Origin of the sequence: Hymenobacter norwichensis DSM 15439 (assembly GCF_000420705.1) — a bacterium.
Classification (GTDB): Bacteria; Bacteroidota; Bacteroidia; order Cytophagales; family Hymenobacteraceae; genus Hymenobacter; species Hymenobacter norwichensis.
In genome coordinates this window covers 22184-43293 of record NZ_ATVL01000008.1, presented here as the reverse complement: position 1 = coordinate 43293, position 21110 = coordinate 22184, and the positions used below count along the sequence as shown (strand labels likewise).

The window sequence follows — 21110 nt, the reverse complement described above, 5'->3', positions numbered from 1 at the left end:
AACCGTCATGCTGAGCTTGTCGAAGCATCTCTACCGCTTCGTTGAATTGACTGTGGCGGTAGAGATGCTTCGACAAGCTCAGCATGACGTTCTTCTAACTTCTCAAAAGCCTGAGTTACTAGACGAAGTAGGGCCGGCGTTACCTTAGCCTCTTACGTACAGCCCCCATAAAGTAGCTTCGTCTCCATGAAACCTGTCCTGTCCTTGTTTAGTTGCTGGCTTCTGCTGATGCTGGCCGGTTGCAACGCCGACCCCAAAACCACCGAAGCCCCGGCTGCTACCACGCCGCCCGCGGCAACTGCGCCCGCCGCCACCGATACGCAAACCATCCTGTTCTTCGGCAACAGCCTGACTGCCGGCTACGGCGTGGAGCCCGAAGAGGCCTTCCCGGCGTTGATTGGAGAGAAAATAGATTCGGCGGGCTTGAAATACACGGTGGTCAATGCCGGCCTGAGCGGCGAAACCACCGCCGGGGGCCGCAGCCGGGTTGGCTGGGTGCTGCGCAAGCCGGTATCAGTATTTGTGCTGGAACTGGGCGGCAACGACGGCCTGCGCGGCCTGCCCCTCAGCGACACCCGCCAAAACCTGCAAGCCATCATCGATACGGTGCGCCGCCGCAGCCCCCAGGCCCGCATTGTACTGGCCGGCATGCAGATACCGCCCAACCTCGGCGCCGACTACGCTACCGATTTCAAAGCCCTGTACGGCGAGCTGGCCCGCAAAAACCAGCTGGTGTTGATTCCGTTCCTGCTAGAGGGCGTGGGCGGAGTAGCCAAGCTCAATCAGCAGGACGGCATTCATCCCACGCCCGCCGGCCACCGCCTGGTCGCCCGCACCATCTGGCCCATCTTGCAGCCGCTGCTTCAGCAGCCAGCGCAAGCAAGTAGCGCCAAGTAGTTTGTCATTATCTCAATATGACAACAGCCACGATTAACAAGCTATCCGCTTGCTGGTCGTGGCTGTTGTCATATCAAAAAAGCCTAGCAGTACTATAGCTAGTAAACCAAAAAAGGCCGTCATGCAGAGGCAGAGCCGAAGCATCTCGCGTGCTGACGTCGGGTTCTTAACTCAACATCAGCACGCGAGATGCTTCGGCTCTGCCTCTGCATGACGGTCGGTGTAGTTGCGGTTTGTTACAAGCCGTCAATGGAACTGTCTGGACAGCTTGGCACAGCAGGCCGCTAGAAGTATATGCTAGCTGATTTTGGGCAAGTGGGCCTCAATTTGGGCGCGGCGGGCTTCGTACTGGGGTGGCAGCAGCAGGTGGGTGCCTAGCTCGGCCAGTGGCTCATCTATCATGAAGCCGGGGTTGTCGGTGGCAATTTCAAAGAGCACGCCGCCCGGCTCGCGGAAGTAGAGCGAGTGGAAATACTGGCGGTCAATCTGGGGCGTGATGTTAAGCCCGCGCTTCACAACGATTTCGCGGAACCGCATCAGCGTAGCATCGTCTTTCACCCGGAACGCTACGTGGTGCACCGTGCCGCCGGCCGTAATGCTGGCTGCTTCGCCGGCTACTTCCACCAGGTCGATGATGCTGGCGCCTTCCACGGCGTCGGTGGCGTAGCGGTAGCGGTTCACCTGTTGGTCGATCAGCTTGTAGCCGAAAACCTCGGTTAGAATGGCGGCGGTGGCTTGTTGGTTTTTCAGCGTGAGCGTCACGTTGTGGAAGCCGCGGGTAGCCACGTCGGCGCCCACTTCCGGGGTAGTCCAGGGTGTACGCGGGTCGGGCGTCTTCGATACGATAAGCTCCAGTTTCAGGCCGTCGGGGTCGAGGAAGGGTAGGTACTGCTCCCCGAACCGCTCACTGGGCTTGTTGTAGGTCACGTTGTGGGCATCAAAGCGCTTCATCCAGAAATCGAGGCTGCCGGCCGGTACCGAATAGCCGATTTCGGTGGCCTGGCCCGCGCCGCGCCGACCAGGCGTGATGTGCGGCCAGGGAAAAAATGTGAGGATGGTGCCGGCCGAGCCAATTTCGTCGCCGAAGTAGAAGTGGTAGGTGCCGGGGTCGTCGAAGTTGACGGTTTTCTTGAGAAAGCGCAAACCCAGGACCTTCGCGTAGAAATTATGGTTGCGCTGGGCGTCGCTGGCAATGGCCGTAATGTGGTGCAAGCCTAAAATGCGGTCTTCCATGATGAGGAGAAAGTGAGTAGCAAAGAAAAAAGCAGAGAACAGCGTCTCGGCGGTAATAAAAAGCTCCCTTGGGGCGCCAGCGCAAAGAACGGGGGCGCGGGCAACGGCTACGATGGCCGGACCCTGTAATCCGAGGTATAAACTACGGATTTACCACCGGGTGATATTTAGATTGAATTAGCTAACGGCCGCTCAGGATAAGGCGAAGCGTGGCGGTTAGCTTTTCGTGAAAATCAAGGAGTTGGCGAGCCTGATTTCCTCCTGCGTGATGGTGTGGCCCATGTTCTTGTATACCTTTTCGGTGACGTGGGCACCCATGCCGTTGAGCAGCGTGGTAGAGGCGCGCACCCGCTCCACGGGCACGTGAAAATCCGGGTCGCTGGTGCCGATGAAGATGGGCGTTTCGGAAAAGTGGCCGCGGTAGTTTTCCGGGTAGATTCGGTCGCCAATCAGGCCGCCGGTGAAGGCCACCACGCCGCCGTAGCGGGTGGCGTTGCGGGCCACGAACTCCAGTGTGAGGCAGGCGCCCTGCGAGAAACCCAGGAAATACATGTTTTCGTGCCGGATACCTTGTTTTTCCAAGCTCTCCACTAGGCCGGATAAGGTGGCCAGCGCGGTGGAAAGGGAAGGTTCATTCTGCGCGGGTGGCGCCAGAAAGGAGTTCGGGTACCAGGTGTTTTGGGCGGCCTGCGGGGCCAGCAAAGCAAAATCCTGGACGTGCAGGTGGTTGGCCAGCGAGAGAATATCGGCGGCGCTGCCCCCGCGGCCGTGCACCAGAATCAGGGCGTTGGTGGCAGTGGCGAGCGGCTGCCCGGCGGTATGGACGGTGGGCTGTGACATAAGATAGAGAGTACGGATTGCTGATTTCGTGAAGGATGCCGGCCGCGCGGAGTGCCGAACGCAGTGGTAAACAAGGAAACGAGGCAGAAGGCTAACTAGGCCTACGGTTCTGCTACGCGAAGCGGCAAAGAACGGGGTAACGGCTTGGTCGGGCCAGGGTTAAATCCTGTAATCGGTGGTGCATTTCCAGCATCAACCACCCGTAAGCCCGCGCCTGCCGCCACCTGAAACAGTAAAATATACCACCGATTGCAGGGTTTGGCTATGGCCCGCGCTTGACGGGCCCGGCACCTTTGCCGGTGGCTTGCCCGTCAAGCGCGGGCTGCTACGAGCAAGAACAACCCGTTTTCTGCATGAAATCCTAACGTATTATCACCGCTAAGCTATGAGTGCTTCCTTGTTTTCGCCGCTGCAAATCCGCAGCCTGACGCTGAAAAACCGGCTGGTTATGTCGCCGATGCAGCAGTACAGCAGCCCCGATGGCCTAGTGGGCGCGTGGCACTTGGTGCACCTGGGTAGCCGGGCGGTGGGCGGCGTGGGCTTGATCATTACTGAGGCCACCGCCGTGACGCCTACCGGCCGCAATACGTTGTTTGATACCGGTTTGTGGAATGCAGCCCAAGTGGCAGCGTGGCAGCCGATAGTGCAGTTTGTGCAGGCCCAGGGCGCCAAAATAGCGGTGCAGCTCTGGCACTCTGGCGGCAAGGGCAGCCACGCGCACCCCACGGCAGGCTTCCACTACCTGCCCCTAAACGAGGGCGGCTGGACCACGAAAAGCGCCTCCGCTGTGTCATTGGATAAGCAGCAAACCTCCGAGGCCCTGACCGTTGCGGAAATAGAGGCGCTGGTAGCTGATTTTGCCGCCGCGGCCCACCGGGCGGTGCAAGCTGGTTTCGATGCCATTGAGCTACACGCCGGCCACGGCTACTTGTTCCACCAGTTCTATTCCGGGCTCACCAACCACCGCTCCGACGAATACGGTGGCAGCTTTGAAAACCGCATCCGGTTTTTGGTGGACACCGTGCGCGCCATCCGGGAGGCTATTCCGGCGGAAATGCCGCTGCTGGTCCGCCTGTCGGCCGTGGACTTCTCCGACGAGGAACACGCCTGGCACTTGGCTGATTCGGTACGCCTGACGGCGGTGTTGCAGCAGCACGGCGTGGACGTAGTAACGGCCTCCGCCGGTGGCTTCGGCATGCCCGACAAAACCAAAGTGGTGCCGCTCTACCAAGTGCCCTACGCCGAAAAAATCAAAGCCGATACGGGCATCATCACCGGCGCGGTGGGCCTTATTACCACCCCCGAACAAGCCAATGAGCTTGTCGTCAGCGGCCAAGCCGATTTAGTGGTACTTGCCCGGGAGCTGCTGCGCGACCCGTATTTCCCGTTACGCGCCGCGAAAGCCCTGCACACCGAAACGCCGGTACCCGTGCAGTATCTCCGCGCTTTCTAACAGCCAGCCGCCAGCTACCAGCCGGCGGCTACATGGGCACCTGACGGGCAGAGCGGCACCGGTGGGTTACGGGAAAACCTGGCTACCCTGAGCTGCGTCACTTTCATCAACCTCTCGATTTATGAACAAACTGACGCTCTACGGCACCCCCGATTCGCCGGATATTTATCCGCTGCGCGACTTTTTGCAGCGCAGCGTGGTGGCGTATGACTGGGTCGATTTGAACGAGGCCCAACAGTTGCCGGCTGGCTTGGCAGCGGGTGCGCAAGTGCCCGCCATTGCCTTCCCCGGTGGCCAACTGGTGCTCAATCCCACCGTGGAGGAGGTGGCGCAGCACCTAGGCTGGATCACCAAGCCCAGCTACCAGGAGTACGACGTTTCCATTTACGGGGCCGGGCCGGCGGGGCTGAGCGCGGCCGTATATGCCGCTTCGGAAGGCCTGCGCACCGTGCTCGTCGAGCGGGAGGCGGTGGGCGGACAGGCCGGCACCAGTTCCCTGATTGAGAACTACATGGGCTTTCCGGAGGGCATTGGCGGGGCCGAGCTGGCCGAGCGCGCCCGGCAGCAGGCGCTCAAGTTTGGGGTGGATATTTTGCTGCTGCGCGAAGGCATCAAGGGCTCGTTTTACAACCACCGTATCCACGTCGATTTGGCTGGCGGGGCTAAGCTGGTGGCGCGCGCCAACATTTGCGCCACGGGCGTGGAGTACGCCAAGCTGAATCTGCCCAACGAAGGCCGGTTTTTCAATAAGGGCGTGTACTACGGCGCGGGAGCTAGCGAGGCGCTTTTTTGCAGCAACAAGGACGTGTTTATCGTGGGCGGGGGCAATTCTGCGGGACAGGCGGCATCCTACTTCGCGGGTTTTGCCCGGCGGGTCTACATGGTAATTCGCAAGGGCAGCCTGGCCGCCACGCTTTCCGACTACCTGGTAAAGCGCGTCACGACTATTCCCAACATCGAAATCCTGTACCATTCAACGGTGCAGGAGCTAGCCGGCGACCAGCTGCTGGAAGGCATCAAGCTGCTCAACTCCGTGGATGGCACCGAAACCTGGTACCCAACCAGCAAGCTTTTTATCTGCATTGGGGGCAAGCCAAACACCGATTGGGCCGCCGAAACCGCCATTATCCGCGACCCGAATGGCTACCTCGTCACGGGCAACGACTTGGCGGGACGCCCCCAATTTCCCGAGTGCTGGCCGCTGCCGCGCCCGCCCTACCACCTCGAAACCAGCGTGCCCGGGTCCTTCGCAGCTGGCGACGTGCGCCTCAACTCTGTGAAACGGGTGGCCTCGGCCGTGGGCGAAGGGGCTATGGCCGTAACGCTGGTGCATAAATACCTGGCAGAAGTCGATAAGGCAACCAGCTAGCTACAAGCCAGTTGTTTTGTCCGTGTGGACGGGCTGCCGACCTCGCAAGCTGGCGCACTAGCCGATCTGGCGGGACGCAACTAGGCTACTTGGCCAGTGGCTTCAGCTCCCCGAACACCGTCGGAATCAGTTCGGCCACGGTGGGGTGAATGAACATGTTGCGGCGCATGAAGGCGGCGGTTTGCTGGGCGTACATGGCAGTTATGATGCAGTGAATGGCCTCGTCGCCGCCTACGCCCACGATGCTGGCTCCCAGAATCTGGTCGGTTTCGGCGTGCACTAGCACTTTTATAAAGCCTTGAGTTTCGCCTTTCTCCACGGCCCGGCCCACCTTGGTCATGGGGCGCTTGCCGAGTAGCACGGGCGTGCCGGCGGCGCGCATATCCGCTTCCGTGAGGCCAACTTTAGCGAAAGGCGGGTCCACGTAAATGGCCGACACGGGCAGCCTCTCGCTGACGCGACGCTGGCCGTGGTCGAGCAGGTTGGCGGCTACAATCTCGAAGTCGTTGTAGGCGGTGTGGGTGAAGGCGCCCCGGCCGTTGCAGTCACCCAGCGCCCAAATGCCCGGCACGGTCGTTTGCAATTGCTCATCAACGGGAATAAAACTGCGGGCATCCGCTTGCAAACCGGCTTTTTCGAGGGCCAAATCATCGGTGTTGGGCTGGCGGCCCATGGCCAGCAGCAGGTGTGAGCCCCGGCTGGAGGTGGGGTCTTGCTCGCAGCTGACGTGCACCACCGGCTGGCCGTTTTCCTGGGCCAGCGCAATGCATTCGGCCCCGAGCCGCAGCGTAATGCCTTCGTTGGTCAGGATTTCGGCTACGGCCGTTGCCACGTCCTCATCGTCGTGGGGGAGCAGGCGCGGGTTGCGCTCCACAATGGTTACTTGTGAGCCCAGCCGCCGAAACAGCTGCGCAAATTCCAGCCCCACGGCTCCTGCGCCCACGATAATAAGGTGGGCGGGCAGTTCTTCCAGCTCCAGGATCGTGCTGCTGGTGAGGTAGGGCACCTGGTTGATGCCGGGCAGCGGCGGACTGGCGGGCCGGCCGCCCACGTTCAGGAAAATGTGCTTGGCCTCCAGCACGTCGTCGTTGACCTGCATAGCCGTAGGCGACACAAACCGGGCGGTGCCCCGGAACACCGTGCAGCGCGGCATCTGGGTCAGCCAACTTTCGAGGCCCTTGCGCGACGCCGCCACAATGGCATCTTTGCGGGCTTTCACCTGCGCCAGGTCAGTTGTGAAATCCGGCACGGGCGCAAGGCCGAACTGGGTGGCGTGGCGGAGCGTGTGTGCCGCTTTGGCGCTGGCAATCATGGCCTTGGTGGGCGTGCAGCCGGTATTGACGCAGGTGCCCCCGAAGTTCTTGCGTTCCACGAAACCTACCGTCCAGCCGGCGGCGGTAAGCCGCCCCGCCAGCGAAGGACCCGCCTGTCCCGCGCCAATAATCAGTGCATCAAAGGAGTGAGTCATGGCAAAAGGGGTAGCGTGAAGGCCTGACAGCCAGTATAGATACAAAGTAACAGCCCGCGCCGAAACTCCCGGCGCGGGCTGCAAAATACCTTCCGAAACGGGGCCGCCGCTACACCGCGCTGCGGTAGATGCCACCATCCACCCGCAACGCCGCCCCGTTGATGGCCCCGGCCAAGCCGCTGCACACGAATACCGCAAAATCGGCAATTTCCTGGGGGCGAATCAGGCGGCCGATGATGGAGGTGGGCCGGTTTTCGGCCATAAAGCGCCGTTCACCTACCGCAAACTCGTCGTCGGGAAACACCTTCTTCACCAGCTCCTGCACGCCGGGCGTGAGGGTGGAGCCCGGCAGCAGGGAGTTCACCGTGACGTTGGTGCCTTGAGTACGTTGGGCCAGGCTGCGCGAAATAGAGAGCTGCATGAGCTTGGTGGCGCTGTAGGGCGCCATTTCCTCGTCGGCCGTCATGGCCGATTCGCTGGAAATAAACAGCACCCGGCCGGTATTGCGGGCAATCATGCCGGGCAGGTAGTGGCGCGAAAGCCGCACGCCACTCTGGATGTTCACTTCGAACAGGCGCTGCCAGTCGGCATCGGTGAGCGTGAATACATCGTGGTTTTCGTAGATGCCAAGGTTGTTGACCAGCACATCTACCGCGGGGTACTGCGCAATGGTTTGGGCGGCGCCTTCGGGCGTGGCATTGTCGGCGGCCAGCGGGAGAAGCTGGGCCGCGGGTAAACTTTGGCGGAGTTCGGTTATGGCTTGCTCTACGCTTTTTTCGGAGCGCCCGTTGATGATGACGGTGGCGCCTTCGCGGGCAAAAGAGCGGGCTATTTCCAGCCCAATGCCGCCGGTAGAAGCCGTAATGAGGACGGTTTTGCCTTGCAGTTGTAAGTCCATAGAAGAATGATTGGGAATGTCTGGTGGCCCGCAGCAGTCTGCGGGGGCGCTGCATTTTTGTAACGGCAAAGGTCCGGCTGGCTAGCCACCCACGGCTACGGAATGACGGGCACTTTCTACGGAATCCGGAGTTTCGAGGCGGCTGACGCGCACTTGGGTGGGGCTTTGGCCGGTGTGGCGGCGGTAGAACCGGGCAAAATAGGTGGCGCTGCCGAAGCCCAGCCGCTACGCAATTTCGCCAACCGACAGCGCGGAGCTAACCAGGTAGCCGGTAGCCGCTTTGGCCAGCGCATCGTGCACGATGGTGCCCGCCGAGCGGCCCGTATGCTGCCGTACGGTGTCGTTGAGGTGGTTTTGGCTGACGTGCAGGCGCTCAGCGTACTCACTCACGGTGTGCTGCCGGAAAGGGCGGTTGCCGGCCAGGGCGGCCAGGTCCTCGTCGAGCAGTGCCAGGAAGGCGTTGGTGATGCGCAGCCCCGCCGAGTGGGCCTGCTCGGCTTGGGGCTGCCCGGCGCGGTAAAAGGTGTAGGCCCGCTGAATGAGCAGGTTGAGCTGGGCACGCAGCAGTGCGGACCGGTCGGGCTGGCCGGAGCGGTAGTCCGTTTCCATGTCCTGCATCAAGCGCAGGAAGTAGCGGGTTTGCTCGGGTTGCAGGGGCAGCACGCTGGCCCCGCCGCCCACCCGGAAAAACGGCAGGCTGCGCAACAGCGTCTTGTCGGCGCGGTCGGCATTAAAGAAATCCTCGGAAAACGCGCAGAAATAGCCCTGGTGGTCGGCCACCGTGGTTTGCCAAGTGGTGATGGTGTTGGGCCCGATAAAGCAAAGCATGTCTTCCTTGATGTAGTGCTGCTCGTCCCCAAACGTGTGGATGCCCTCCCCGCCCGTCACAATGAAAATCAGGTAGAAATCAATGCGGTTGGCCGCAATGGTATCCTTGCACTTGTAGCGAAAGTCGTCGCGCCGATGAATCTCGAAGTGCTCGATGGTGCTGCTGCCGCTGGGCACCGGCGCCAAACTGCGGCCCTCGCCCTGGAAATAGAGCTGGTGGTAGGCCTGGCCCGAAAGCCGCGGAATATCAACGAATGAAGGCATAAGGCAAGGGAATCAGGAAGGATAGGCAAGCGGATTGCAGGGCAGCAAGCGAAGCAAGCCGCGCTGCTTGCGGCATTCCGCCAACGCAATTACAGCTTCAATACGGCCGCGCCGGTGCTTTCGTCCACCTCACGGGTGAGGCGCTGGGGCTGCACCACAATCGTAATTTCGACGGAGCCGGTGCTGACTTCCAGCGCCAGAATGTGCCCGCCATACGCCACAAAGTTCTGGTCGGTAACCACGCCGTGCACGTGCAGGGCGGGCTTGTCGTCTTTCCAGGCGATGCTGCCGGTCATGCTGGCCAGCTCGGTGTTGCGAAACGACTTAGGGTTGTAGTCTTTCTTGCTGGCATCCCAGAAGCCGAACGTGGGGTGCACGAACCCAAACCCTGTGAAGCTGGCGCTGGGAATTTTCTCGCGTACGGCCAGTTGCTCTAGTTCGTGCAGCACGTTGTCGCCGGGCCGCAGCACCATCAGAAAGCCGTTGGGCGTGCGGCTGTATTTGGGCGACGGGGAGGTGGCAGCAGTAGGCATACGGCGGGTTTGGGCGAGGAGCGGCGGCGTGAGGCCGAGGCTGAGCGTGAAAAGTAAAGCCAGTTTGTGCATCATAATAGAGAGTACGAGCGAGAGGTAGCTAGTACGCGTGGCCGGCAGTGCCCGTTAACAGAAAGGAGCTGGTTGAGGCGAAACATGCACCCGACAACAAGCCTACGCCGCCGAAAGCGGGTAGTGCCGGCTAGACGAAATACCTACGGCATGGGCGGGGTGCGCCGCATAGTCGGTGCTGTTGGAGTAGGTGCCGTACTGGGTCCAAACGTGCTCCTTGAAGCTGGAAAACGTGACGCCCGTTGAGCGTTTGAACAGCTTGCTGAAGTGCGAAACGTCCTCGAACCCCAGGTGGTAGGCCACTTCTTTCAGCGGAATGTCGCGCAGGGACACCAGCCGCTGCGCTTCCAGCACAATGCGCCGCCGGATGTGGGTGCTGGCCGGTAGTCCGGTTTCCTTTTTAATGGCGGTGCTCAGGTGATTGGCCGTGATGTGCAAGTGGGCAGCGTATTCGGCCACCGATTTCCACACTCGGTAGTGCTGCTCCAGTAGCTTCCGAAACCGCAGAAACAGGCTGGGCGCTGCGGGCGGCAGTAGCACGGGTTGCTGCTGGCTCAGATGCAGGCAATAAATCAGCAGGGTTTTCAGGTAGGAGCGGAGCAAGGCCACCCCCAGCGGCGCTTCGGCGGTGGCCTGCCGCTGCACGCTAGCCAGCAAAAACCGTAGTTCCGTGGCTTGCGCGGCGGGTACCACCAAGGGGCTGCCCGTATCGGGCCGGTGAAACAGATTGAAGAGCAGCAAATCCTGCTCATCGGCGGCCAAACCAACGAATTCTTCGGAAAAACGCAGCACCTGGCCGGTGGCCTGCACTGGTACCGTGGCCAACGCCAATTGACCGGGGGCACTGAAATATAGCCGCAAAGAGCCCGCAGCCAGTTGCTGATTGGTACCGGTTGGCGCGTCTTCAACTACTACGGTGTATTGCGGCCACCGAACGAAAGCCGCCGAGTTGGCGAGGGGCTGAACTTCCTGCCGCAAGTCAGCCAACGAACCAAGGGCAAACTGGGCGAGGGAGGAAGGGCGTGTGGAAAAAAGCATGATAGAGTAGCAGTAGGATACTCTGCCGCCAGTGCCAACGCAGTGCCGAAGGTAGAAGTAAGCTATATTATTATTGTCAACTTTCTGATTGAAAGTGTCTTGTGTAAATATGTGGGGTTCTGATAAAAGCTGCGGAAGCTCCGCTCTAGTGGAGACTCCGATATTTCGGAGGCTGTGTCGGAGGCTTTGGAGGCGTTGAGTACCTTCGCTGCATGCCGGCGTTGCGCTATGCTCCGGCTGGTTTTTCCTATGCTTACCGCTTCTGAACTTGCGCCCTTAGCCTCCATTCTCATTGTCGAGGACGAGTTTATCGTCGCCAATAACCTGCGGCGGATTCTGCTCCGGGCGGGCTACCAGGTGACGGGCCTGGCCAAATCAGTGGCCGAAGCGCAGGCCCTGGTGGCGCAGCAAGTGCCTATGGTGGTGCTGCTCGACATCTTTTTGCAAGGCGAGCAAACCGGCATCGACTTGGCGCAGTGGCTGGCCGGCCAGCGGATTCCGTTCGTGTTTCTGTCGGCCAACCTCTCCGACAACGTGCTGGAAGCCGCCAAAGTCACGCGCCCGTTCGGTTTCCTCAACAAGCCCTTCCGCGAAAAAGACGTGCTGACGACCTTGGAACTAGCGCGCTACCGCCATGCCCACGGCGAGGAAGTGCAACTGCGGCAGCAGCAGCAGATTCAGGTGGCCGTCAACAATGCCATTATCACCATCCAGGACCGCGACCAGCTGTGCCTGGCCATTGCCGCCCAGATTGATAAGCTGGTGCCGTTTTCCTTTCTCAACCTGCGCATCGGGCTGCCCGAAGAACAATCCTTTTACTGGGTGATGCTGCGCAAAACGGCCCTGGGCAACTTCGAGCGGATTCATTTGCCGGCATTGCTGGGCCCCGCGGCCTCCGATGAGCTGCTCGATAAGCTACTCCGCGAACCGCCCGACCAGCTCGGGGAGCAGCCCGGCATCTTCACTGGGCCGGCGTTCGAGGAACTGTGCGCCCACAGCCTAACGGCCCGCGCCAGCCGCGACACGTTCAGGGTGCAGTCTTTGATGGTGTTTCCGGTGCTGCTCAAGCGCCACTCGTTCACCAGCCTGCAACTGGCCTGCACCGTGCCCATCGGCTTCACGCCCGCCGATTACGCAGCTGTGGGGCTCATTATCCCGCAGATTGCGCTGGCCCTCGACAACCTGTTGGCCTGCGAGGAAATAGAAGCCCGCCGCAACTTGAAAACCGCCGAGCTGGCGGTGGCCAGCGCGTTTCAGAACGGCAAGGACATGCGCGAAATAGTGCCGCGGGTGGCCGCCGCCATCAACGAGCTGCTGCCCGGCGTGGATTTGCTGAGCATCTACCGCGTAGGCCGAATGCTGGGCGCCACCCCTTTCGACGCTACCGTGCTAAAAAAGGCCAACGGCTTTACCCTGCTAACCGACGACGAACTGCCCCTGCCGGCCACCGTATCCCCGCTGGAATGGCAGCACTTGGTGGCCGACATGGAACAATGGCTGCTGCAACCGGCCCTGAACGTGGGGCCGCAGTCCCAGGAGGTGCAGGAGCGGAGTTTGGTAGCGCAGCTGTATGGTGAGCAGCTGGGTCTGAAATCGTCTATGTACGTGCCCATCCTTATTAAGGGGCAGCCGGTGGCGGCGTTGGTGCTGGCCAGTAAGGCGGCGTATGCGTTTACGGCCAAGGATTTGCTCACGCTCCAGGAGCTGAGTGCCCAACTGGCGCTGGCGCTGGAGAACCTGCTGGCTTTCGAGCGGATCAAGCTGCTAAGCGAGCAACTGGAGCAGGAAAAAACCTACCTGAGCGAGGAAATCAAAACCAGCCACAACTTCGAGGAAATCATTGGCACGAGTCCGGCGCTGCTGAGCGTGTTCCAGAGCATTGGGCAAGTGGCCCCCACCGACTACACCGTGCTGGTGCTGGGCGAAACGGGCACCGGCAAAGAGCTGATTGCGCGAGCTGTGCACAACCTGTCCCAGCGCAAAACCCACACGATGGTGAAGGTGAACTGCGCCGCGCTGCCGCCGCAGCTCATCGAGTCGGAGCTGTTTGGGCATGAGCGGGGCAGCTTCACCGGTGCTACCGACAAGCGCCTGGGCAAGTTCGAACTGGCCCACGGCAGCACCATCTTCCTCGACGAAATTGGGGAGCTGCCTCTGGAAGTGCAGGCCAAGCTGCTGCGGGTACTTCAGGAAAAGGAGATTGAGCGCATCGGCGGCAAAGGCCCCATTGTGGTGGACGTGCGCATCATTGCGGCCACCAACCGGGATTTGCGGGCGGAAGTAGCCGCCGGCCGGTTCCGCTCCGACTTGTACTACCGGCTCAACGTGTTTCCGCTGCTGGTGCCGCCGCTGCGGGAGCGCACCGAAGATATTCTGCCGCTGACTATGCACTTCCTGCAAAAAATCAGCAAAAAGCTGGGCAAGCCGCTCACCGGCCTAGCCACTAGCATGCTGCACCAACTTCAGCACTACCCGTGGCCGGGTAACATCCGGGAGTTGGAGCACGTGTTGGAACGTGCCGCCATTCTGGCCCGCTCCAACACCCTGGAACTGGCCGAACCCTTGCTGAGTGGCCCGCCGCCCGCTGGTACGTACGCCCCGGCCGGGGCCGTGAAGCCCATGCAGGATGCCATGCGGGAAACCATTTTGGCGGCGTTGGCCCAGGCCAACAACCGCATTCGGGGCAAGGGCGGGGCCGCCGAGCTGCTCGACCTCAGGCCCACCACGCTGGAGTCGCGCATGAAAAAGCTGGAGATTACGCCGCTCAAGTAGCCGCGTACGCAACCGCCTCAGACTGGTAACAGCGCCGGATTAGCCACTTTGGCGCCTACCGCAAACTCCAGGCTGATGCGTACACCGTCCGTCTGTGAGATATGCAGCGCGCCGTTGAGCTGGCTGGCCAAGCCCTGCACAATGGTCAGGCCCATGGTGCGGTGGTCTTCCAGCATGAAGCCGGGCGGAAAACCGATACCGTCGTCGGCTACTACCAACTGGTAGTGGCCGTGGCCCAGGCTGGTGAGGGTTATGCTGATAATACCGCGCCGGGGCGGTGGAAACGCGTATTTGAGGGCGTTGGTGAGTACTTCGTTGAGGATGAGGCCCAGGGGCGTGGCCAGGTTGATGTTCAGCTCCACCGGCTCCACGGCCAGTTGCGTGCGCACGGTGTCCTGGTGGTCGAAAGAATCCAGCAGATGGTCGGTTATTTCGCGGATGTACTCGGCCATGGCTACCCCGGCGGTGCACGTGGACTGGTAGAGCTTCTGGTGGATGAGGGCCATGGCGTGCACCCGGTTCTGGCCCTCCCGCAGGGCGGCCAGCGCGGCCGGGTCGCTCAGGTAATCCGACTGCGTATCGAGCAAGCTGCTGATTACCTGAAGGTTGTTTTTTACGCGGTGATGAATCTCCTTCAGCATCCAGTCTTTCTCCAGCAGCAGGGCTTCCTTTTCGCTCAGCACGTGTTGGAGCGACTGGTTTTGCTGGTTGATTTCCTGCTGCTGCGCTTCCAGCAGCAGGTTGCTGCGCTGCTTGAGGCGGTAGCGGTTGTAGCCCAGCCCCAGCAGCAGCGTCAGCAGCACGGCCCCGGTGAGCAGGGCGTTGCGCTGAAAGTCTTTCTGCTGGAGGCTGCTTTGCTGAAGCAGGGTTTGCTTGGTGAGCAGGGCAATGTTTTGCTCTTTCTTGCGGGTGTCGTACTGCACTTGCAGGCGGGCCACCTGCTGGTTTTTTCGGTCGTTGAACACCGAGTCGTTGAGGGCCTTGTATTGCTGGTAGTGCGCAATAGCCGCCGGGAAGTTGCCCTGGGCCGAATCGGCGCGGAACAGCAGCAAATGCAGCCGCGACTTCCCCACCAGAAAGCCGCTGTGCTCACTTTCCTGGAGGGCCTGCTGGAAATACCCGCGGGCCTTGCCGTAGCGCTTGGTGAGTAGGTAAAACTGGCCTAAGGTCTGGTTGAGGTACATGCGGCTCATGTCGCTCAGGGGCTTGCTTTTTGGGAGGGCCAGCACCTTGGCATATTGCTGCTCGGCCTCCGGGTACCGTTTCAGGGCTACGTACAAGGTAGCTAAGCGCTGGGCATGGACCCGGGGCTCCAGGCTGGTCTTACCCTTGGTGGTGCGCAAGTAGAAGTCGAGGGCCTGCTGGGGCTTGCCCTGCTGGATGAGCACGCCGGCAATGTCGCCGGCCGTTGCCACCTCGGAGGAGTGCGTAAGCTGATTGTTGCGCAATACTTTCTGGTAGTAGCGCAGGGCCTGGTCGGTTTCGCCTAGCTCGTTGTAGAGGGCGGCCACCCGGGAGTAGAACCCGGCAATGGAAACGGTGTCGTGGGTGGTCTGCGCATTCTCGATGGTGGCCAGGCCGTAGCGCAGCGCCTCTTTGTAGTCGCCCAGTTGCCGGTTGGCCGCCAGCAGCAGGTCGTAGGAGTAGTGCAGCTTGGGGTGGCCCGCCGCCTTGTATAAAGCCACGGCCTGCTCAAGTTCATGCACGGCCAGCCCCGAGTGGCCTTGCAGCAAGTGCATGTCGGCGACCTGCTTGAGCATGTAGGCCGTTTCGGGCCGGCGGCCCAGTTGCCGGAACAAGTTGCCAGAACGCTGAAAGCAGACAATACTGAGCGGGAAATACTGCGCCACGCGGGGGTAGGCGTTGCCGAGGTAATACCAGCCCAAGGCCTCCAGGCGCGGGCGGTGTTGCAGCTGGCTAAGCTGAATGCCCCGCCGGATGCTACGGAGCCCGGTGGTATCGGCGGCGGCGGTGCTTTGTAGCCGGCCTTGCAGATACAGGCAGGTAATAAGGCCGGTTTGGTAGCGTAGCGTTGCACTCAGGGCCTGGGCCTGCCGATAAAAGCCCCAGGCCGGCCGGAAATCGGTATCCAGCTCTTCGCTCCGGGCCAGCACGTCGGTGCCTAGTTGCAGCAGCAGGTGCACGCGGTTGGTATCGGGCCGGCTCTGTCGCAGCTGGGCGTGCAGGCTATCCAGGGCGGCGGCGCTCAGCAGCGGGTACAGCGGCTCGGCCTGGCTGGTAAGCCAAGACCCGCAAAGCAGCAACAGCAGCAGACGCTTCATAACACAAGGCCGGGGTGATAAGGCCCCTGCAAGGTACTGCCTGCGCGGTGGCCGATGGCGGTACTGGCCCCGCCGATGCACTTAAAATACCACCGAATGCATGATTTATACCTTTTGCTGGCTGCCGGGGCCCGCTACGTTTGTGTGGTCGAGCAGGTAGTCCGCTTGCCTCCCCAACGGGAGTATCGACGTTAATCTTACGCCTTACCGCTATGAGCAGCACAGTTTCCGAAGTATTCCAGCCGCTACCCGTTGCCACCGATCCAGCCCTGTCGCGGGAAGTGAAAACCTTTCTGGCGGGCCTGAACGGCGCCGGCGGGCCGCCGCTGGAAACCCTTTCACCCAAGGAAGCCCGGCTGGGTTTGGTGGGGGCGCAGGCCTCGGTGCCAGTTGATTTATCAGGTATTGAAGTCAGTGAGAAAACCATTCGTGGCGAGGGCCTGACCGTGCCGCTGCACATCGTGCGCCCCGCAGGCACTGCCGAGCAAGTATTGCCGGTATTCATTTTCATTCACGGCGGCGGCTGGGTGCTCGGCGACTTTCCCACCCACCAACGCCTGGTGCGCGACTTAGTGGTGGAATCTGGTTACGTGGCCGTATTCGTGGATTACACCCCGAGCCCCGAAGCCCAGTACCCGCAGGCCATCCACGAAATCTACGCCGCAACCAAGTGGGTAGCTGAGCACGGCGCCGAAATCAACGTGGACGGTGCGAACCTAGCCGTGGTGGGCAACAGCGTCGGCGGCAACATGACCACCGTTACCTGCCTCATGGCCAAGGAAAAAGGCGGTCCGCACATCAAGCTGCAAATTTTGCTCTGGCCCATTGTCGATGCCGATTTTGAAACGGAATCTTACCAGAAATACGGCGAAAACCGCTTCCTGACCACCTCCCTCATGAAGTGGCTCTACGACAACTACACCACCGACCCCGCCGAGCGCCAGCAGATTTACGCCTCGCCGCTGAATGCCACCCCGGAGCAACTGCAAGGTTTGCCGCCAGCGCTGATCCAAGTGGCCGAAGGCGACATCCTGCGCGACGGGGGCGAAGCCTACGGCCGCAAGCTCGACGAGGCTGGGGTAACCGTTACCACGGTGCGCTACAACGGCATGATTCACGATTTCGGGTTGCTCAACGGCCTGGCCACGGTGCCTCAGGTCCGCTCCCTGATTGTGCAGGCCGGCGCCGAGCTGAAGAAATACCTGGGCGCCTAAGCTGTTAGGCGTTGCCCGCGCCGAAATTCATTCTATTAGTCGTCGTTTAGCTGAGTTATTTATGAGCTTCACTTCCCCCGATACTACCCCTGCGGAAGCCCCCGCAACGGCTCCGGTTGGCGTCAGGAATATCGTGTTGGTGCACGGCACCTGGGCCGATGGCTCCAGTTGGGCCAAGGTTATTCCGCTGCTGCAAACGGAAGGCTACCACGTAACGGCCGTGCAAAACCCGCTCACTTCCCTCGCCGACGACGTAGCCACCACTACGCGCGCCATTGCCTTGCAGGATGGCTCCGTGCTGCTGGTTGGGCACTCGTGGGGCGGCGTGGTTATCACCGAGGCCGGCAACGACCCGAAAGTGGTGGGCTTGGTGTACGTGGCGGCCGCCGCGCCCGAGGAAGGTCAGTCGTTTCTGGAACTGGTGCAAACCGCCACGGCCACGCCCGGCAACGACGAAATCCGGCCCGATGCGTCCAGCTTCGTGAGCATGAGCCCCAAAGGCATTATGGAGGATTTCGCCCAGGACTTGCCGAAACAGGAGCAGCAACTGCTCATTGCCACCCAGGGCCCGCAGGCCTTTGCCGCGCTGAAAGACAAAATCACGCAAGCAGCCTGGAAAACCAAGCCCTCCTGGTACATCGTGGCCAGCAACGACCGGATGATCAACCCCGATCTGGAACGCACGTTGGCCAAGAAAATGAAAGCCACTACCATTACGCTGGCTTCCAGTCACGTAGCTATGCTTTCGCAGCCCGCCGAGGTAGCCGCCGTCATCATGGATGCCGCTACCAAGCTAGCTGCTAAGTAAAGACGGCGGATAAGTTAAAAGGCCCCTTTCCCAAACACCGTGTTTGGGAAAGGGGCCTTTCGTATGCATTGGGAAGGGCTTACCCCGCGAAGTGATACAGGAATGTGATGATGCCGGTATACGCGGGTTTGGGCTGGTCCTTGATTTCCAGGGTTACTTCCAACTGGGCTTTGGCAATGCCGCGCAGGTTTTTCACGGCTACCAGCTTGGCCCGCAGCCGCACGGCGCTGTCTACGGCTACGGCTTGGTTGAAGCGCAGGCTTTCGATTTCGTAGTTGACCTGCATTTTCAGGTTCTCGATGGTGATAATCTGCTGCCAGAGGTAGGGCAGCAGCGAAACCGTCAGGTAACCGTGGGCAATGGTGGCTTTGAACGGCGACTCCGTAGCGGCCCGTTCGGCATCCACATGAATCCACTGGTGGTCGAGGGTGGCGGACGCGAAGCTGTTGATTTGCTGCTGGGTGATGGTGTGGTAGTCGGATACGCCCAATTCCTGGCCGACGTGTTGTTCGAGTTCAGCCAGGCTGCGGATAGTAAGCTTGTTCATGCAAGGGCGGGTTGAGGAAGTGAAATGGCGGTTTAATTGAGTTAGCAGGCGAAAGATACGGCAACGCGGAACAGATTTTCAGGGGTTTCTGGGTAGTGAAAACCTGCTGGCTTCATAACTGAGTGGAAAAACCAGTCAGAAAAAACGGCCTCCTGATTCTTCATCAGGAGGCCGTTTACGTTGGCCAATGGCTGGACGTTGGTGCAGGTTGGGTTAATACGCTTTCGACTGCCATTCAATCAACGCTACCCGCATGTTGGGCAGCTTGCTCTTGAAGGCGTCGTCGTCTTTGTCGCCGAGCTTGATGGCTTTGCGTCCGTACACGATGGCCGTGTCAAAATCCTGCTTGGAAGCCAGCAAACGGGCCTTAATCCAGTTGTTGGTGTACACATCCTGCAACCGAATGGACTCATTGATGTAGTTCAGGGCTTTTTCGGCGTTGAGGTTGTTTTGCACCAGGTAGTCGGCGGCCTGGGCTAGTAGTTGCCAGTCGTTGGGCCGGGCGGCCACGGCCTTCTCGATGCCGGCCACCACGCGGGCCTGCACATTAGTATCAATCAGCAAGCTCACCGTTTTCTTTTCCCAGCTCAGGTTGAAGTGGGCGCTGCCGGTGGTTAGGTCGGAAAACCAGTACAGCAGCGTTTCGTGGTGGGCGGAGGCTTCCGGCACCACTGGTACGCGCAGCACGTCATCCTTTTCCTGGTAGCCTTCCGCTCCCCAGTGGGTGGTCACGCGGTTGAAAATCAAGTCCCAGTCCTGGTCGGAGCGGGGCATTACGTAGAACGAGTACCGGCCGGCCGGCAACGATTTGCCGTTCACCCGCACCGTATCCGAAAAGGTGATAATCGTGTTTTCGTTGGCGCCCGCCCGCCATACTTGCCCGTACGGTACCAGGCCCTGCCAGATGGTGCGGCCTTTCACGCTGGGGGCGTGGTAGTCCACCGTAACAGTGGTAAGTCCGACTTCCTGCTTCAATAGCACCTGGGGACTGGCCTGGGGCAACGGAATCAATGATTCGGTGGGAGCGGAGGGCGCGGGAGTAGGGGCGGTTTGGGCCCGTGCCCCGGCTACGGGGGGCAGTGCCAGAAGCAGGGTGGTACCAGCTGCCGCTAGTAACCGGGAAAGAAAACAACACATACGCAGGCAATAGGCAGTAAGAAGAGCAGAACGGGCAACCAGCAAATCAAGCAGCTCCCAACTAAGATCAGAAGAATCGTAGAAACAATAGTGCCAAAACCAGGTTGAAACGCATGTCTAGGCGCAAAGGTCCAGGTTCGCGGCAAGTTTTTCCAGAAAAAATTTCGTTTCCTGCGCTGAGCGTGTACTTTTGCCCCACTCTTTCCAGTATATGCCTGCTTTCGCCGCGCCTTTTTCTTGCTCTATCAGCCCCCGGGCTGCTTTCGCCATGAGCGAAGCAGCGGGGCTGCGCGCGGCGCACCATCATCAGCACGGCCACCATTCCTCTTTTTAGAGGAATAACGCACCATATTGTCCCGTTGGGTGGCCCGCAAGTGGCCGCCCGGTCACCTTAGAAAGGTGGCCCCGCTCGTCGTGGCGCTTCTCGCTCGGCCTTTTTCCCGTTTTGCACGTATTCCCGCCACGGGTTCCCCTCTGAATTCAGGTTTCTGAATTTATAATTCATAACTAAACAAATGATTCGTCTTGCCATCCAGAAATCAGGCCGTCTGAGCGAAGACTCGCTGAACCTGATTCGGGAGTGCGGTATTAGCTTTGTCGCCAGCTCGTACAAGCTCAAAACCGAAGCCACCAATTTCCCCCTCGAAATCCTGTACCTGCGCGACGACGATATTCCGGGCTACGTGCAGGACGGCGTGGCCGACCTGGGCATTGTGGGCCAGAACGTGCTAGTGGAAGCCGGTTATCCGGCGCTGGAAATTCAGCCGCTGGGCTTCAGCAAGTGCCGCCTGAGCCTAGCCGTGCCCCGCGCCGCCGCCTACGACTCGGTGGCCGACTTGCAGGGCAAGAGCATTGCCACCTCATACCCCGCCATTTTGGGTAAGTATCTAGCCGAGCGGGGGGTGGAAGCCAACCTGCATACCATTAGTGGTTCGGTGGAAATTGCGCCTAGCATTGGGCTGGCCGAAGCCATCTGTGATATTGTGAGCAGCGGTTCCACCTTGCTGGGCAATGGCCTGCGCGAAGTGGAAACCGTGTTCCGCTCGGAAGCCGTGCTGATTGCCCATGAGAACCTGTCGGCGGAAAAGCGGGAATTGCTGGAGCAACTCTTGTTCCGGATGCAGGCTGTGCGCCGCGCCCGCCGCAACAAGTACATTCTGCTGAATGCCCCCACGTCCTCGCTCGACGCGGTGAAGGCGCTATTGCCCGGCATCAAGTCGCCCACCGTAACGCCGCTAGCTGAAGAAGGCTGGGTATCGGTGCAGTCGGTGGTGAACGAGGACGACTTCTGGCACATCACCGGGCAGCTGAAAGCCGTTGGGGCCGAAGGCATCCTGGTACTGCCCATCGAGAAGATGATAGCCTAGAGAAGATAGGAGGCAGGAGTTAGAAGCTAGGAGAAATTCTACGCAGATCTCAACTCCTGACTTCTCTTACTTATACGCCGCAGTATTCTA

18 protein-coding genes are annotated in these 21110 nt (G+C 60.4%); 7 read left to right on the top strand and 11 right to left on the bottom strand.

The window, feature by feature from the left end; translation table 11 throughout:
* Window positions 1–186 precede the first annotated feature (186 nt).
* Window positions 187–897, top strand: a complete 711-nt coding sequence (locus G536_RS0111215) for an arylesterase (protein WP_026880066.1) — start codon at window positions 187–189, stop codon at window positions 895–897.
* A 297-nt stretch (window positions 898–1194) separates the two neighbouring features.
* On the opposite strand, the gene G536_RS0111210 is transcribed toward G536_RS0111215, so the two are convergent.
* Together G536_RS0111210 and G536_RS0111205 are read right to left on the bottom strand one after the other, a co-directional pair.
* The gene (locus G536_RS0111210; RefSeq protein WP_022823688.1) at window positions 1195–2130 is read right to left on the bottom strand and encodes a ring-cleaving dioxygenase; all 936 of its coding nucleotides are present in this window, start codon (window positions 2128–2130) and stop codon (window positions 1195–1197) included.
* Between the two features lie 216 nt (window positions 2131–2346).
* Window positions 2347–2970: an alpha/beta hydrolase gene (locus G536_RS0111205; RefSeq protein WP_022823687.1), complete on the bottom strand. Its 624-nt coding sequence runs from the start codon at window positions 2968–2970 to the stop codon at window positions 2347–2349.
* A 385-nt stretch (window positions 2971–3355) separates the two neighbouring features.
* Between G536_RS0111205 and G536_RS0111200 the strand changes: the two genes are divergently transcribed.
* Together G536_RS0111200 and G536_RS0111195 are read left to right on the top strand one after the other, a co-directional pair.
* The gene (locus G536_RS0111200; RefSeq protein ID WP_022823686.1) at window positions 3356–4423 is read left to right on the top strand and encodes an NADH:flavin oxidoreductase/NADH oxidase; all 1068 of its coding nucleotides are present in this window, start codon (window positions 3356–3358) and stop codon (window positions 4421–4423) included.
* 121 nt (window positions 4424–4544) lie between these two features.
* Window positions 4545–5792: an NAD(P)/FAD-dependent oxidoreductase gene (locus tag G536_RS0111195; protein ID WP_022823685.1), complete on the top strand. Its 1248-nt coding sequence runs from the start codon at window positions 4545–4547 to the stop codon at window positions 5790–5792.
* Between the two features lie 85 nt (window positions 5793–5877).
* Here the strand turns inward: G536_RS0111195 and G536_RS0111190 are convergent, their stop codons facing one another.
* The 5 genes from G536_RS0111190 to G536_RS30600 form a co-directional block, all read right to left on the bottom strand.
* On the bottom strand, window positions 5878–7260 hold the full coding sequence (locus tag G536_RS0111190) for an FAD-containing oxidoreductase (protein WP_022823684.1): 1383 nt from the start codon (window positions 7258–7260) through the stop codon (window positions 5878–5880).
* 109 nt (window positions 7261–7369) lie between these two features.
* Window positions 7370–8158 carry an SDR family NAD(P)-dependent oxidoreductase gene (locus G536_RS0111185; RefSeq protein WP_022823683.1) on the bottom strand — a complete coding sequence of 263 codons (789 nt, stop codon included), beginning with the start codon at window positions 8156–8158 and terminating at the stop codon, window positions 7370–7372.
* Between the two features lie 225 nt (window positions 8159–8383).
* Window positions 8384–9250, bottom strand: coding sequence for a helix-turn-helix domain-containing protein (locus tag G536_RS0111180; protein ID WP_022823682.1), 867 nt, complete (start codon window positions 9248–9250; stop codon window positions 8384–8386).
* Window positions 9251–9339: 89 nt separating this feature from the next.
* Complete coding sequence (locus G536_RS0111175) at window positions 9340–9858, bottom strand: PPC domain-containing DNA-binding protein (RefSeq protein WP_022823681.1); 519 nt, start codon at window positions 9856–9858, stop codon at window positions 9340–9342.
* 99 nt (window positions 9859–9957) lie between these two features.
* A complete protein-coding gene (locus G536_RS30600) occupies window positions 9958–10893 on the bottom strand; it encodes a helix-turn-helix domain-containing protein (protein WP_022823680.1) in 936 nt (311 codons plus the stop codon).
* Between the two features lie 249 nt (window positions 10894–11142).
* Here G536_RS30600 and G536_RS0111165 point away from each other — a divergent pair, with 249 nt between their 5' ends.
* On the top strand, window positions 11143–13665 hold the full coding sequence (locus G536_RS0111165; RefSeq protein WP_026880064.1) for a sigma-54 dependent transcriptional regulator: 2523 nt from the start codon (window positions 11143–11145) through the stop codon (window positions 13663–13665).
* Window positions 13666–13682: 17 nt separating this feature from the next.
* On the opposite strand, the gene G536_RS27470 is transcribed toward G536_RS0111165, so the two are convergent.
* Window positions 13683–15947: a tetratricopeptide repeat-containing sensor histidine kinase gene (locus G536_RS27470; protein ID WP_022823678.1), complete on the bottom strand. Its 2265-nt coding sequence runs from the start codon at window positions 15945–15947 to the stop codon at window positions 13683–13685.
* A gap of 212 nt (window positions 15948–16159) precedes the next feature.
* Here G536_RS27470 and G536_RS0111155 point away from each other — a divergent pair, with 212 nt between their 5' ends.
* Both G536_RS0111155 and G536_RS0111150 read left to right on the top strand, forming a co-directional pair.
* The gene (locus tag G536_RS0111155; protein ID WP_022823677.1) at window positions 16160–17161 is read left to right on the top strand and encodes an alpha/beta hydrolase; all 1002 of its coding nucleotides are present in this window, start codon (window positions 16160–16162) and stop codon (window positions 17159–17161) included.
* A gap of 61 nt (window positions 17162–17222) precedes the next feature.
* Window positions 17223–17969 carry an alpha/beta fold hydrolase gene (locus G536_RS0111150; RefSeq protein ID WP_022823676.1) on the top strand — a complete coding sequence of 249 codons (747 nt, stop codon included), beginning with the start codon at window positions 17223–17225 and terminating at the stop codon, window positions 17967–17969.
* Window positions 17970–18048: 79 nt separating this feature from the next.
* Here the strand turns inward: G536_RS0111150 and G536_RS0111145 are convergent, their stop codons facing one another.
* From G536_RS0111145 to G536_RS32160, 3 genes are all read right to left on the bottom strand, one after another.
* Window positions 18049–18516: a MaoC family dehydratase gene (locus tag G536_RS0111145; RefSeq protein WP_022823675.1), complete on the bottom strand. Its 468-nt coding sequence runs from the start codon at window positions 18514–18516 to the stop codon at window positions 18049–18051.
* Window positions 18517–18729: 213 nt separating this feature from the next.
* The gene (locus G536_RS27465; protein ID WP_051166935.1) at window positions 18730–19653 is read right to left on the bottom strand and encodes a DUF2911 domain-containing protein; all 924 of its coding nucleotides are present in this window, start codon (window positions 19651–19653) and stop codon (window positions 18730–18732) included.
* Between the two features lie 117 nt (window positions 19654–19770).
* Window positions 19771–19923: a hypothetical protein gene (locus G536_RS32160; RefSeq protein ID WP_022823673.1), complete on the bottom strand. Its 153-nt coding sequence runs from the start codon at window positions 19921–19923 to the stop codon at window positions 19771–19773.
* Between the two features lie 245 nt (window positions 19924–20168).
* Here G536_RS32160 and hisG point away from each other — a divergent pair, with 245 nt between their 5' ends.
* On the top strand, window positions 20169–21020 hold the full coding sequence (gene hisG / locus G536_RS0111130; protein ID WP_022823672.1) for an ATP phosphoribosyltransferase: 852 nt from the start codon (window positions 20169–20171) through the stop codon (window positions 21018–21020).
* Window positions 21021–21110 lie beyond the last annotated feature (90 nt).

Bases quoted from the DNA above. Each gene is read 5' to 3' on its own strand.
- G536_RS0111215 (WP_026880066.1), top strand. From the start codon at position 187: ATGAAACCTGTCCTGTCCTTGTTTAGTTGCTGGCTTCTGCTGATGCTG.
- G536_RS0111210 (WP_022823688.1), bottom strand. From the start codon at position 2,130: ATGGAAGACCGCATTTTAGGCTTGCACCACATTACGGCCATTGCCAGC.
- G536_RS0111205 (WP_022823687.1), bottom strand. From the start codon at position 2,970: ATGTCACAGCCCACCGTCCATACCGCCGGGCAGCCGCTCGCCACTGCC.
- G536_RS0111200 (WP_022823686.1), top strand. From the start codon at position 3,356: ATGAGTGCTTCCTTGTTTTCGCCGCTGCAAATCCGCAGCCTGACGCTG.
- G536_RS0111195 (WP_022823685.1), top strand. From the start codon at position 4,545: ATGAACAAACTGACGCTCTACGGCACCCCCGATTCGCCGGATATTTAT.
- G536_RS0111190 (WP_022823684.1), bottom strand. From the start codon at position 7,260: ATGACTCACTCCTTTGATGCACTGATTATTGGCGCGGGACAGGCGGGT.
- G536_RS0111185 (WP_022823683.1), bottom strand. From the start codon at position 8,158: ATGGACTTACAACTGCAAGGCAAAACCGTCCTCATTACGGCTTCTACC.
- G536_RS0111180 (WP_022823682.1), bottom strand. From the start codon at position 9,250: ATGCCTTCATTCGTTGATATTCCGCGGCTTTCGGGCCAGGCCTACCAC.
- G536_RS0111175 (WP_022823681.1), bottom strand. From the start codon at position 9,858: ATGATGCACAAACTGGCTTTACTTTTCACGCTCAGCCTCGGCCTCACG.
- G536_RS30600 (WP_022823680.1), bottom strand. From the start codon at position 10,893: ATGCTTTTTTCCACACGCCCTTCCTCCCTCGCCCAGTTTGCCCTTGGT.
- G536_RS0111165 (WP_026880064.1), top strand. From the start codon at position 11,143: ATGCTTACCGCTTCTGAACTTGCGCCCTTAGCCTCCATTCTCATTGTC.
- G536_RS27470 (WP_022823678.1), bottom strand. From the start codon at position 15,947: ATGAAGCGTCTGCTGCTGTTGCTGCTTTGCGGGTCTTGGCTTACCAGC.
- G536_RS0111155 (WP_022823677.1), top strand. From the start codon at position 16,160: ATGAGCAGCACAGTTTCCGAAGTATTCCAGCCGCTACCCGTTGCCACC.
- G536_RS0111150 (WP_022823676.1), top strand. From the start codon at position 17,223: ATGAGCTTCACTTCCCCCGATACTACCCCTGCGGAAGCCCCCGCAACG.
- G536_RS0111145 (WP_022823675.1), bottom strand. From the start codon at position 18,516: ATGAACAAGCTTACTATCCGCAGCCTGGCTGAACTCGAACAACACGTC.
- G536_RS27465 (WP_051166935.1), bottom strand. From the start codon at position 19,653: ATGTGTTGTTTTCTTTCCCGGTTACTAGCGGCAGCTGGTACCACCCTG.
- G536_RS32160 (WP_022823673.1), bottom strand. From the start codon at position 19,923: ATGGCGAAAGCAGCCCGGGGGCTGATAGAGCAAGAAAAAGGCGCGGCG.
- hisG (WP_022823672.1), top strand. From the start codon at position 20,169: ATGATTCGTCTTGCCATCCAGAAATCAGGCCGTCTGAGCGAAGACTCG.